We start from the raw sequence: 12,622 nt of genomic DNA, 5'->3' as shown, positions 1-12,622 counted from the left end.
CCCCCGGGGGGGGGGGGGGCGGCGGCGCCCGGCTCGCGCCGTACCTGTTCGTCCTCCCCGCCCTCGCGCTGTTCGCCGCTTTCCGGCTCTACCCCGTCGTCTGGTCCTTCGTCCTCAGCCTGTACCGGACCGACGGCACCACCCAGACCTGGACCGGCCTCGGCAACTACGAGCGGCTGCTGAACGACCCGCTGTTCTGGAAGGCGCTCGGCAACACCGCGCTGATCCTGGTCGTCCAGGTGCCGGTCATGCTCGCCCTCTCGCTGGGCCTGGCCGTGGCGCTCAACTCGGCGCTGCTGCGCTGGAAGCCGCTGTTCCGGCTGGGCTTCTTCCTGCCGGTGGTCACCGGCCTGGTCACCTACGGCCTGATGATGGGCGCCCTGCTCAACCAGGACTCCGGCGCCGTCAACTGGCTGCTCCAGCTGGTCGGCCTGCCCGAGGTGCACTGGCTCAACGACCCGTTCTGGGCCCGGGTGTCCATCATGCTCGCGCTGACCTGGCACTACACCGGGTACAACGCGGTCATCTACCTGGCCCGGCTCCAGTCGATCCCGGCCGAGCACCACGAGGCCGCCGCCGTCGACGGCGCCGGCCCCCTGCGCCGGTTCTGGCACGTGACCCTGCCCGGGCTGCGCCCGGCCCTGCTGCTGACGGTGGTGCTGTCCACCATCGGCACCCTGCAGCTGTTCGACGAGCCGTTCATCATGACCGGCGGCGGCCCCGACAACGCCACCACCACCATCGGCGTGTACCTGTACCAGACCGGCTTCCGGTACTTCGACTTCGGCTACGCGTCCGCCATCGGCTACGCGCTGGTCCTGATCATCTCGCTGTTCGGCCTCATCCAGGTCAAGCTCGCCAAGGAGGAGGACTGATGGCCGCCACCACCAGCCCCGCGTTCCGCGCGTCCCGACGCGGCCAGGTGCTGCTCACCGCCGGGATGCTCGCGCTGCTCGCCTTCACGGTCGCACCGCTCTACTGGCTCGCAATCGCCTCCACCCACACCTCGCACGACATCTTCGGCCGGCCGCCGCACCTGCTGCCGGGCGGTGAGCTGGGCACCAACCTCGGCAACCTCGAGGAGTCCGTCGGCTTCGGCCGGGTGGTGCTCAACTCGCTGATGCTGTCGGTCACCTACACCGTGCTCGGCGGGATCGTCTGCACCCTGGCCGGCTACGGCTTCGCCAAGTTCCGCTTCCGCGGCCAGGGCCTGATGTTCTCCGTGCTGCTGCTCGCCCTGGTGGTGCCGACCCAGCTCACCATCGTCCCGCTGTTCAAGATGATGGTGAACCTGGACTGGCTCAACACCTACCAGGCCGTGCTGCTGCCCAACCTGGCCCTGCCGTTCGGCATCTTCCTGATGCGCCAGTCCATGAGCGCGCTGCCGGACGAACTGCTCCAGGCCGGCCGGATCGACGGCTGCGGCGAGCTGCGGCTCTTCCTGCGGATCGCCCTGCCGACCATGCGTCCGGCCCTCGCGGCGCTCGCCATGTTCCTGTTCCTGTTCCAGTGGAACGACTTCCTGTGGCCGCTGATCGCGCTGCGCGACCCGGCCTCGTACACCATCCCGGTCGCCCTGGCCGCGCTCACCGGCAGCTCCGACGTCGACTACGGCCAGCTGCTCACCGGCACCGCCGTCGCGGCGGTCCCGATGGCCGTGCTCTTCCTCTTCCTGCAGAAGCACTTCGTCTCCGGGATGCTCTCCGGGGCCGTCAAGCAGTGACCACCGCAGCGTCCGACCCCGGCGCCACGGGCGCCGCCGCGCCCGGCACTACGCCCGGCAGCACCCCCGGAAGTACGCCTGGCAGCACTCCCGGAAGTACTCCCGGAAGCATCCCCGACCCGATCCCGACCCGAGAGAGGCCCGCCGTGCAGACCGGCTCCATCGACCTCGCCGCGCTGCCCACCTTCACCCCGGACCAGTGGGAGGGCGGCACGCACGAACTGCGGTTGCACGGCGCCCGGATCACCGTCCAGGCCGCGCCCGGCACCGTCGACACCGCCCACGAGGCCGACGACACCGCCTGGAACAGCGCCGGAATCACCGCCACCGCCGACACCGAGGTGACCGTCCGACTGGACGTCCCGCTCGGCGACGCGGCCGGCTTCTGGCACCCCAACGCCGGGTGGGAGCGCACCCTGCCCGCCGACTGGTCGCCCTGGCGCCCGGTCTCCCTGGTGGACTCCGCCCCGGTGGGCTGCCTGTACGACACCGCCGGGCGCACCATGCTCGCCTTCGCCGCCGACCGCACCGTCCGGCAGACCGCCGTGCGCTTCGGGGTCAGCGAGGAGCACAAGCGCTTCGGCGTCTGGCTGCGCTTCCCGCTCGCGGCGGGGGAGACCTTCCGGCTGCGCTTCGCCGCGCCCGGCGCGACCCTGGCCGCCGCGCTGCGGGACCTGCGGGAGTGGTTCGCCACCCTGCCCGGGGGCACCCCGATGCCCACCCCCGACTTCGGCCGCACCCCGGTCTACTCCACCTGGTACGCCTTCGCCCAGGACGTCACCGCCGCCGGCGTCGAGCGGGAGGCCCTGCTCGCGGCCGAACTCGGCTGCGGGCAGCTGTTCCTGGACGACGGCTGGCAGCTGCACGGCGACGGCCGGGGCTACGCCGGCTGCGGCGACTGGACCGCCGACCCGGCCAAGTTCCCCGACCTGCGCGCCCACGTGGAGACCGTCCGGGCGGCCGGCCTGCGCTACACCGCCTGGATCGCCCCGCTGCTGCTCGGCGAGCGCGCCCGGGCCCACCGCACCTGGGCCCGGTTCGCCCCGCACTACGTGCACCGGCTGGACTGCCGGATCCTCGACCCGCGCCACGCCGAGGTCCGCGAGCACGTCGTCCGGGTCTGCCGCGACGCCGTCGCCGACTACGGCCTCGACGGGTTGAAGATCGACTTCCTGGACGAGGCCGTGGCCTACGGCGCGGCCCCCGCGCCCGAGGACGCGGGCCCGGGCTTCGTCGCCGACGTCGGCGAGGCGATGGCCCTGCTGCTCGCCCGGCTGCGCGAGGACCTCAGGGAGCTGCGCGGCGACGAGTTCGTCATCGAGCTGCGCCAGCGCTACACCGGCCCGGCCATGACCGCCTACGGCAACCTGCTGCGCGCGATCGACTGCCCGGCCGACGCGGTCGCCAACCGGGTCCGCACCCTGGACATCGCCATGCTCGCGCCCGGCGGAGCCGTCCACTCCGACATGCTGATGTGGGACCCGCAGGGCGCGCCCGAGGTGCTCGCCCGGCAGGTCCACGGCGCGCTCCACTCGGTGCCGCAGATCTCCGCCCGGCTCACCGAACTCCCCGCGCCGCACCGCGCGGCGCTGGCGTTCTGGCTGGCCACCTGGCGCCGGCTGGCACCCGCCCTGACCGGCGGCCACTACGAGCCCGGCCGTCCCGACGAGCTGTACCCGCAGGTCACCGCCAGGCACGGCGGCCAGTGGGTGGTCACCGCCTACGACGAGCGCCCGGTCACCCTGCCCACCGGCCCCTGGCAGGCCCTCACCCTGGTGAACGCCTCGACCACCGGCCGCCTGCTGCTGGAGGTCGCGGGGCCCGCCCGCCGGGTCCGGATCGCACCCCACGACGCGGCCGGCCGGCCCGGTCCTGAGCTGCTGCTGGACCTCGCCGAGGGCCTGCACTCGGTCGCCGTCCCGGCCGGCGGTCTGTGCGACGTCACCGAGGCCACGGGATGACATAGTTACGGCCGACCGGCGAAACGATCAACGCATTGGGGGCAGGGAAATGGAGCAGGAGAAAATCGGGATCACCGAAGTCGCGCAGCACGCCGGTGTCAGCGTGGCCACCGTCAGTCGGGTGCTCAACCGCAAGGCCGGCGTGTCGCAGAAGACCCGTCAGCTGGTCGAGCGCTCCATGGAGGAGGTCGGCTACGAGCGCGGCGCCGCCTCCGGCGGCATCGTCGGGGTGATCACCCCGGGGCTGTCGATCCCGATCTTCGGCCTGATGGCGGAGCGGATCGGCCTCGCGCTGGCCCCGCACGGCCTGCGGGCCGTGGTCTGCCCCGCGCTGCCGGGCGGCGTGCAGGAGCGCGACTTCCTGAAGTCCCTGCTGGACCTCGGCGCCAGCGGGATCGTGTTCTGCTCCGCCAGCAACACCCTGGAGAACATCGACCCCGAGGTCCTCCAGCTGCTGGAACACCGCCCCGTCCCCTATGTCTGCATCAACGGCCGGTTCGAGGACAGCCCCTCCGTCGCCTTCTCCACCGACGACGCCTACGCGGCCGAGCTGTCGGTACGCCACCTGCACGGGCTCGGCCACCGCCGGATCGCGATCGCGGCCGGCCCGGTCGGCAACCGCCCCACCGACCGGAGGGTGGCCGGCTACCGGGCCGCGATGACGGCGCTCGGCCTCGGCGAGGACGAGCAGCTCGTGGTGCACCAGACCTACTCGGTCGAGGGCGGCCAGTTCGCCGCCGAGCAGCTGCTGGCCCAGGGCGTCACCGGGGTCATCGCCGCCAGCGACCAGATGGCGCTCGGCGCGATCCGGGCGATCCGCCGGCAGGGGCTGTCCGTCCCCGAGGACATCTCCGTGATCGGCTACGACGACGGTCCGCTGATGGAGTTCACCGATCCGCCGCTGACCACGGTGCGCCAGCCCGTCGACCGGCTGGCCGCCGAGGTCGCCCGGGCCCTGGTCGGCCTGCTCTCGGGCCACCAGGTCCCGGTCGGCGAGCTGATGTTCCAGCCGGAGGTGGTCGTCCGCGGCACGACCGCCCCCCACCGCCCGCGACGGTCCCAGGCCTGAGACCTGAGACCTGAGACCTGAGACCTGGGGCCGCCCTCGGCCGGGCCGGCCGACTCGGGCCGGCCGCGGCTCGGCTCCGTTCCCGGCGTGCACGTCCGCGCTGACGCCGCCGTCCACGCCGGTCGGACCTCGGTCGTCGAGGTCACCGGCTGACAGACCCCCGGTCGGGGCATGGGATTCCCCCACGCCCGCGCCCCGACCGGGCACCCCTCGGCAGGCCCCCGCCCCGACCGGAGCGGGGGCCTGCCCGCGGCGGACAGGGCTCCACCGGCGCGCGCCCGGTGGAGCCCGTCGTCGTTCGCCGTGCCTCGTCCGTACCGGTGCTCGTCCGGTCGTCGGCGCCGTCGTTCGCCGCTGTGTCGGCCGGCGGACCGGCGGATCGGCAGGTCGGTCGGCGGCCCGGTCAGCCGGAGGGCCAGGCCCGCAGCAGGGCGTCGAGCGCGTCCAGGATCCGGGCCCAGCTGTCCTCGGCCGTCCGGGGGGTGTGCTGGAACCCGCCGGACCGTTCGAGGGCGACGTAGCCGTGGAAGGTGCTGCCGAGCAGCCGGACGGCGTCCGTCTCGTCGGGCTCCGCGAGGTGATAGCCGCGCAGGATGGCCCGGGTCATCCGCGAGTGCCGGACGGCCGCGCTGGCGCGGGCCGTCTCCGGGTCGAGGTCCAGTTGCGCGGCGGCGTAGCGGCCCGGGTGCTCGTGCGCGTAGCCCCGGTAGGCATTGGCGAAGGCGGTCAGGGCGTCCTTGCCGGCGCGGCCCGCCAGAGCGGTGGCGGCACGGTCGGCGAGTTCCTCCAGGGCCAGCAGGGCGATCCTGGTCTTGAGGTCCTGGGAGTTCTTGACGTGGGAGTAGAGGCTCGCGTCCTTGACGCCGAAGCGCCGCGCGAGCGCGGAGACGGTCACCTTGTCGAAGCCGACCTCGTCGGCGAGTTCCGCCCCCGCCGCCGTCAGGCGCTCGGTGTTCAGTCCCACGCGTGCCATGCCCGTCCTCTCGCTCGCCTGGGGCCATAATACATTTGCCTAGGACGCCTAGGTAATTTACGTTGCTTCCCATGAAGCCATTGACCGAACCCGAGATCCGCGCCGCCTTCGTCAACTGCACCAAGGGCGAGGCCTCGCGCCTGAACGTCCCCCGCGACCTGGCCGAGCAGCCCTGGGACGACCTGGACTTCCTGGGCTGGCGCGACCCGCAGGCCCCCGACCGGGCCTACCTCGCCACCGTGCTCGACGGCCGCCCGGTCGCGGTCGCGCTGCGCTCCTCCGGCGCCGCCTCCTGGCAGGCCCGCCGCAGCCTCTGCTCGCTCTGCGTCACCACGCACACCGGCGGCGTCTCGCTGCTGGTGGCGGCCCGGGCCGGAAAGGCCGGCAAGCAGGGCAACTCCGTCGGCGCGTACATGTGCGCCGACCTCGCCTGCTCGCTCTACGTCCGCGGCAAGAAGGAGGTCGGGACCAAGCTGCACGAGTCGCTCACGCTGGAGGAGAAGATCGAGCGCACGGTCGCCAACCTCGCCTCCTTCCTCGCCAAGGTGACGGCGTGACCATCCCCGCCGTCGTTGCCGGGGCGGCGGCGTGACCTTCCCCGCCGTCGTCCCGTACCGGCGTGCGTCGGCGACCGGAGTCGGCCGTTCGACGGTACGGGAGCGGCCCGGCCGGGCATACTGAGGAAACCGCCGGGCCCGGCCCGGCAGTGATCCGACGAACCGTCAGTTCCCCTCAGTGAGCGGCGGTTCGATCATCCGGCGGCCGCTCCCGAACCCAGGGAGGGCCATGTCCGAGGAGATACCGGGCGCCGAGCAGCCGCCACCGCCGGACGGCCCGTCCGACGCCGCCGTCCCGTCCGACGCCGCGCCGTCCGACGCCGCCGGGGCGGCCTTCGAACGCTGCGCCCGGCTGGTGCTCGCCGGTCGCTACGAGGAGGCCCTGAGGGCGACCGAGGAGACGGCCGTACTCCTCCGGGGGCGCACCGTCGGCAGCCGCCCCGCGGACCGGGAGGCGGTGGCCGCACTCGCCTACGTCCTGGTGCTCCGCTGCGAGGCGCTGGCCAAACTGGGCCGCTGGGACGAGTGCCTGCGCACCGCCTCCGAGGCGGTCGACCTGGGACGCGGGCAGGCCGTGACCGCGCCGTTCACCGCCCCGCTCGGTGCCACCCTGCTCGGCCTGGGCACCGCGCTGTGGGGGCTCGGCCGCCCGCAGGAGGCGGTCGCCGTGACCCGGGAGTCCGTCGACCTCCACCGGCAGCTCGCCCGCGCGGACCACGCCTTCCGTCCGCAGCTCGCCAACGCGCTCAGCCAGCTGGGCGTGGTGCTGTCCCGGCTGGGGCGGCACGCCGAGGCCCTGGACGTCACCAAGGAGTCGGTGTCCCTGTACCGCCGGCTGACCGCGGCGGACCAGGCCGTCCACACCCACGGACTCGCCCAGGCGGTGAACAACCTGGCCCGCCGCCAGTCGGCGCGCAACCAGCACCGCCGGGCGCTCAAAAGCATCGAGGAGGCCGTGGCGCTCTACCGGCGGCTGGCCGCGGCCAATCCGGCGGTCCACTGCCGGGACCTCGCGATGGCGCTGGGCAACGCGGCGCGGATGCACAACGGCCGGGCCGAGTCGCTGGCCGCCGTGGCGGAGGCGGTCGCCATCCTGGAGGAGCTGGACCGGGCCGAACCCGGCGTCCACGGCGGGCTGTTCGCCGACTCGCTGTCCCTGCACGCGGCGGCGCTGGCCGACCTCGGGCGGTTCCGCGAGGCCGCCGGGGTCACCACCAGGGCGGTCGCGATGATGCGGGAGCAGGCGGCGCTCAACCCGGTGGCGCGGCGGGGCGATCTGGCGGTGGCGCTGGCGTTCCACGCCCGGGTACGGGCCGAGGCCGGCCTGGACCTGGCGGGCGGCCTGGCGGCGGCGACGGAGGCGGTCGCGCTGATCCGCGGCCTCGCGGCCGAGATCCCGGCCCTCTACGCCTCCTCGCTCGCGGAGGTCGTCGCCCTGGAGAGCCGGCTGCGCGCGGCCGTACCGCGGGGGGACGCGCCCTGACCGTGCTGCCCGCCGTCCGGCGCGGTCCGTTCACCCGGTCCGGTCCGTTCACCCGGTCCCGTCCGACCACCCGGTCCCGTCCGACCACCTGGCCGCGTCCGACCACCCGGGCGGGGCCGCGTCGGATCGGCGGCCGGCTCGTTGGACCGGGCATGGCGGACGACACGGACGAGACGGACGGCCCGGGTGACGGTGGCTCGGCGCCGATGGTGTGGGCGCTGGCGGTGCGGGCGGTGGAACTGGCCCCACCCTTCGCCGAACTGATCGTGGAGATCGGACCCACCCTGTTCGACGCCTTCGTCGACAACGCGGTGGACAGCGGGTTCGTGCTGGCCGCGGGGGAGCCGCCCGCCACCACCGCCGTGGTGGAGCTGGCCGGGAACGCCCTGGTGCGGCTGGTCATGGTGGGAGGGCGGCAGGCCTGGGAACCGGCCTCCGAGGTCCTGGCCTCGCCCGGCTGGCTGACGGCCGCCGCCGGACGGCGCGCCGTCGTGGTGCTCGTCGTCCCGCCCGGTACCTGGCCGCCGGGCCTGATGGACCTGGACCCGGCGGCCGGTGCCGCACTGCTGACCCGCAGCCTGGAGTCGGCCCGGGTCGCCGGAGCGGTGCTGCACGGCACGGCCGGCTACCAGCGGCACGGCGGCTGACCGACCCCCGACCGGGGACCCCCCGACCGGGGACCCCCCGACCGGGGACCCCCGACCGGGGCGGAGCGGGGACGGGCGGGCCGCCGTATCCCCGGGCGGAGGGAAGCGGACGGTGGGTGCGGGCGGTGCCCCGCGTCAGTGTGCCGCCGGGCCGCTCCACTCGGCGGGCACACGGCCGAGCCGGACGCGCTGCGGGTGGTCGCCGACGTCGACCGAGGAGGTGCGCCGCCCGGTGGCGAAGTCGATGGCGCTGACCCGGTCGGCCCCGGCCTCGGAGACGACGCAGGAGGTCCCGTCGCCGTTGACGGTCGCCCAGTAGGGCTTGACGGCGGGCACCAGCGGCCCTTCCTGGAGGGTCGCCCGGTCGACCACGGTGGCGTAGTCGTCCATGGTGCCCGCGACGCAGAGCCGGTCCCCGGCGGGGCTCGTCGCCAGGCCGTGGTGGCGGGAGTCGTTGACCCAGGTGGTGCGGTCCTCGTTGGTCGCGGGACTGGTGGGAAGGGTCCTGATCCGGGTGATCCGGTCGGTGGCGACGTCGTACTCGACCAGGCCGTTGAAGAAGGAGACCTGGAAGTACAGCGTCGAGCCGTCCGGACTGAACGCGGCGGGGCGGACGGCGTCGGACAGGTCGGGGCGCCCGAAGGCGTCCAGTCGCTCCCTCATGTCGATCACCCGCACGGTGCGGAAGGTCGTCGCGTCGGCCACGGTGATCCGGCGATCGCCCTTGGTCCAGTCCAGCCAGGGGGCGTCGAGGGCGGTGTTGACGTCGCCGATCGACATGTTCCAGATGTACCGGCCGCCGTCGGTGAAGAGGTTCTCGTGCGGTTTGTCGCCGGTCCGGAACGAGCCGAGCTGGCGGCCGGTGGCGATGTCGAGGACGTGCACGGTGTTGGCGGTGGAGGCGGAGACCACGACCCGGGTGCCGTCGGGCGAGAGCGCCATGTGGTCGGACCGGTAACCCGCCACCGGGAAGCGCCAGTTGATCCGGCCGCTGGCGAGGTCGATGGACACCACGTCGGCGAAGCTCGGCCGGGAGACGACGACGGCCGTGCCGTCCGGGGTGGAGTACATGTCGTCGACGAACTGGTCGTGGCCCTCACCGGGGCCCAGCCTGATCCCGAGGAAGTAGCCCAGCTTGATCGGGTCGAGGTAGATCTCGGTGAGGCGCCGGTCCTTGTCGGGGACGACGTTGATCCGCCCGATCCGGGCCAGGTCGCCGCGCGAGGTGATGACGTCGGCGGTGCCGTCCCAGTTGTTGCCCACGAACATCACCTCCCGGAGCGCGGCGGCGGAAGCGGCCGACCCGGACCGGTCCGCCGCCGTCCGGTCCGCCGCGCCGGCGGTCGAGGCGGCGGCCGGCAGGGCGAGGCCGAGCGCGGCGGCGATGCCGAGCAGGGTCCGCAGGCGCCGGGGGCGCTGGGCGTGGGGGAGGGACATCGAGGGCTCCTCGGAGAGCGGTGCACGGGCGGTGCTCGGTCGGGACTCCGTCAGTACTCGGGCGCTACTCGACGGTAGGGAGCGTTCCGCCGCTCTGACAAGACCTCGGCGGCACCTTGCTGACGAATCGTCAACAAGTCGCGTTCGATTCCTTGACGGTGCATGGACACCGCTCTACAACATAGTCAGCTCCCGGAATCCCCCGCCTCCGCCCCCCGTCGGGGCTCCGGAAGCGTGCCCGCTCGCCGCCCCCCACCGAGAACGAGGCCCCCATGCGTATCCGCACCTGCCTTGCCCTGGCCGCGTCCGCCGCGACCCTGGCCGTCGGCGCAGTCCCGGCGTCCGCCGCCCCCGCCGCCGTCCCGGTGCTCACCACCGGCGACGCCGCCGGCGCGGCCGTGGCCGCGGGCGACACCCTGGTGGCGTCACTCGCCGCCGGGACCAAGGCCACCTTCTACTCGGCCACCACCGGCGCCACCGGCGTGACCTGCGGCGTCTCGCCGTTCACCGCCCGGGCCCTGACCAACCCCGACGCGCCGGGGACGGCGACCGCCTCCCTGACCGGCATGAGCTTCGGCTCCTGCACGGCCAATGTCACCGGCGTCACCTCGGTGAAGAGCCTCACGGTCGGCAACCTCGCCTACAACCTCTCGCTCGGCGGCGGCCAGCCGGTCGTCCTCGCCGCCGGCGCGGCCGGCCCGATCCAGGCCTCGGCCGTGCTGAACAGCTGGTTCGGCACCCTCACCTGCACCTACCAGCTCAGCGGCGCCTTCACGGGCACCTCCGACAACGCCACCCACACCCTGAGCTTCCGCAACGAGCACTTCGTCAAGAGCGGCGGCTCGAGCCTCTGCCCGGGTGAGGGCTACTTCTCGGCGACCTACGGCCCGCTGGCCGACTCCAGCCGGACGGGCTCCCCGGTGGTCCACGTCAACTGACCGCACGCGTCGCTGGTCCGTACGCGTCGCTGGTCCGTACGCGTCGCCGGTCCGTACGCGTCGCGCGTATGCCGGCGGCTCAGAGGCCGGTGGCCGTCACCGAGGCCGCGACGGCCAGCATCGCGTCGTTGGCGGCCTTCGCGGTGGTCAGCTCCGGCAGCCGCTGCCGGATCAGCTCCTGCTCGTACGCGGACTCGACGGTGAACCAGACGCCCACCGCATTGACCCGTGCCTTGCACTCGACGTCCGCGGTGGCGGTGGCGATCTCCTCGGCCGACGGGGTCGCGGTGGCGCCCCAGCGCGGGTCCTTCAGGGCGTCCCCGGGCGTGCCGTAGGAGTACCCGCGCTCGGCCATGCAGCCCGACCACTCCCGGAAGACGGCCAGCACCCGCGGGTCCTGCCGCGAGCGTTCGAAGCCCTCGTAGTTGACCCCCACCGCGACGTCGGCGTCCCGCCCGGTGCCGCCGCGCGCGGACAGCTGCCGCTGCGCGTCCGCGATGCACCCGCCGGACGGCAACCGCCTGCCCCGGTACTCGGCGGCGGTGCCGGGGGCGGGCCTGCCGTCCGGGCCGAGGCCGGCGCCGAGCACGGTGCTGACATCGGGGCTGAGGGACGGCGCCGCGCCCGGCTTCTTCCCGCGGTCCCGGTCCGGCGAGTGGTAGCCGTTCGCGGAGACGTCGGAGATCTCGACCGGGTCGTACCGGTGGGTGGTCTGGGTCGTGGTGGGCGCGGTCGGCGCCGGTGCGGAGAAGTCCAGGCCGAACCCCCGTACGCACCGGGTGACCAGTACGCCCTGGGCCGCGTCGAGCTGCCGGAACTGCTCCCCGCTCAGCAGGTACGCCTCGATCGGCAGGGCGCGGTCGTCGACCCGGATCAACCGGGGGACGTCCCCGATCGGCGGCGGCTCCATCGGAGCGAGGGTGGCGGACGGCGGCGGTGCGCCGGTGGTTCCGGCGGGACGGGAGGCGCAGCCGGCGGTCAGGGCCAGGGCGGCCGTCAGGGCGGCGGTCAGCAGCAGGGCCGGCAGCGGCCGGCCGCGGCGCGGGGGTGTCATGCGAGGGCTCCTCGGGCACCCGCCCGCGCGGTACCGCGCGGGCGGCTGGGCGGGCAGTACAGCGGGTGGGGTCGGTGGGTGGGATCGGCGGGTGGGTCGGCGGGCGGCGCATGACCCGGGTGCCGGGCCCCGGTGGATCGGGGCCCGGCACCCGGGGCGGTGCCGGCTAGAGGGTTTCCCAGCTCTGCGAGTGGTTGTTGTTGCGCATGTTGACCGCGCCGCCGTTCCACGGCACGTAGCCCAGGTTCACCGACTGGTCGTGCGGGACGAACTGGTTCGGGCCGCTGTCGCGGATGCTGAACTCGCGGTAGTGGACGCGGAGGTTGTGGTAGTGGTCCATGTTCCACACCGAGGCGGCGTTGTTCAGGACGGGCTGGCCGTTGCCGGCGCCGCCGCCACCGAAGTTGCCGCTGTAGTTGCCGAACTCGCCCTTGCCGAACTTGGCACCCTGGAGGTTCGGGCTGTAGTAGAGGCACGCGTCGCCGCTGACGCAGCCGCCGCTGCTGGCGAAGGCCGGTGCGGAGGCGCCCAGCAGCACCGAGCCCAGGGTGGCCGCGGCGAGTACGCCGGCCGCGATCTTCTTCTTCATGTTCATGCCTCTCAATCGGTGGATCGGGAATTCCGCGCGCCCTCGTCGTCGAGGCGTCGGTCGATTTCCCGGATCGGTCCCGGGCTGTGCACCGCCCGACGAGGAACGACTGTGCCGCAGTGACCGGGCCGGTTCGAGGGGCTGTTCGGGCTTTGAGACGTCTCACCCGGTCGCGAGCCGCTGAGCTGGGG

General features: G+C 73.9%; 12 protein-coding genes. 8 read left to right on the top strand and 4 right to left on the bottom strand.

Annotation, left to right across the window (positions count from 1 at the left end):
• The 4 genes from SM793_RS31145 to SM793_RS31130 all read left to right on the top strand — a co-directional run.
• The coding region (locus SM793_RS31145; RefSeq protein ID WP_320441656.1) for a sugar ABC transporter permease at positions 1-875 on the top strand (875 nt) is incomplete at its 5' end.
• Positions 875-1,723 (top strand): carbohydrate ABC transporter permease, encoded by an 849-nt coding sequence (locus tag SM793_RS31140; RefSeq protein ID WP_320441655.1) that lies wholly within the window; start codon positions 875-877, stop codon positions 1,721-1,723. The genes SM793_RS31145 and SM793_RS31140, both read left to right, overlap by 1 nt.
• Before the next feature lie 146 nt (positions 1,724-1,869).
• Positions 1,870-3,684, top strand: coding sequence for a glycoside hydrolase family 36 protein (locus SM793_RS31135; RefSeq protein WP_320441654.1), 1,815 nt, complete (start codon positions 1,870-1,872; stop codon positions 3,682-3,684).
• A 49-nt stretch (positions 3,685-3,733) separates the two neighbouring features.
• Complete coding sequence (locus SM793_RS31130; protein WP_320441653.1) at positions 3,734-4,753, top strand: LacI family DNA-binding transcriptional regulator; 1,020 nt, start codon at positions 3,734-3,736, stop codon at positions 4,751-4,753.
• Between the two features lie 403 nt (positions 4,754-5,156).
• On the opposite strand, the gene SM793_RS31125 is transcribed toward SM793_RS31130, so the two are convergent.
• Positions 5,157-5,726 (bottom strand): TetR/AcrR family transcriptional regulator, encoded by a 570-nt coding sequence (locus SM793_RS31125; protein ID WP_320441652.1) that lies wholly within the window; start codon positions 5,724-5,726, stop codon positions 5,157-5,159.
• 71 nt (positions 5,727-5,797) lie between these two features.
• On the opposite strand from SM793_RS31125, the gene SM793_RS31120 reads away from it, so the two are divergent.
• From SM793_RS31120 to SM793_RS31110, 3 genes are all read left to right on the top strand, one after another.
• Positions 5,798-6,283 carry an FBP domain-containing protein gene (locus tag SM793_RS31120; RefSeq protein ID WP_320441651.1) on the top strand — a complete coding sequence of 162 codons (486 nt, stop codon included), beginning with the start codon at positions 5,798-5,800 and terminating at the stop codon, positions 6,281-6,283.
• A 229-nt stretch (positions 6,284-6,512) separates the two neighbouring features.
• The gene (locus tag SM793_RS31115; RefSeq protein ID WP_320441650.1) at positions 6,513-7,766 is read left to right on the top strand and encodes a tetratricopeptide repeat protein; all 1,254 of its coding nucleotides are present in this window, start codon (positions 6,513-6,515) and stop codon (positions 7,764-7,766) included.
• Positions 7,767-7,918: 152 nt separating this feature from the next.
• Positions 7,919-8,413, top strand: coding sequence for a hypothetical protein (locus SM793_RS31110; RefSeq protein WP_320441649.1), 495 nt, complete (start codon positions 7,919-7,921; stop codon positions 8,411-8,413).
• Positions 8,414-8,548: 135 nt separating this feature from the next.
• Here the strand turns inward: SM793_RS31110 and SM793_RS31105 are convergent, their stop codons facing one another.
• Complete coding sequence (locus tag SM793_RS31105; RefSeq protein WP_320441648.1) at positions 8,549-9,850, bottom strand: YncE family protein; 1,302 nt, start codon at positions 9,848-9,850, stop codon at positions 8,549-8,551.
• A 272-nt stretch (positions 9,851-10,122) separates the two neighbouring features.
• Between SM793_RS31105 and SM793_RS31100 the strand changes: the two genes are divergently transcribed.
• Positions 10,123-10,788: a Tat pathway signal sequence domain protein gene (locus SM793_RS31100; protein ID WP_320441647.1), complete on the top strand. Its 666-nt coding sequence runs from the start codon at positions 10,123-10,125 to the stop codon at positions 10,786-10,788.
• Between the two features lie 79 nt (positions 10,789-10,867).
• Here SM793_RS31100 and SM793_RS31095 read toward each other — a convergent pair whose 3' ends face one another.
• Positions 10,868-11,842, bottom strand: coding sequence for a hypothetical protein (locus SM793_RS31095; RefSeq protein WP_320441646.1), 975 nt, complete (start codon positions 11,840-11,842; stop codon positions 10,868-10,870).
• Positions 11,843-12,008: 166 nt separating this feature from the next.
• Positions 12,009-12,431, bottom strand: a complete 423-nt coding sequence (locus SM793_RS31090; RefSeq protein WP_320441645.1) for a hypothetical protein — start codon at positions 12,429-12,431, stop codon at positions 12,009-12,011.
• Between the last annotated feature and the right edge of the window lie 191 nt (positions 12,432-12,622).

Origin of the sequence: Kitasatospora purpeofusca (assembly GCF_034043715.1) — a bacterium.
In the GTDB taxonomy this organism is placed as follows: domain Bacteria; phylum Actinomycetota; class Actinomycetes; order Streptomycetales; family Streptomycetaceae; genus Kitasatospora; species Kitasatospora purpeofusca_A.
This window is presented reverse-complemented; position numbering and strand designations above follow the sequence as displayed.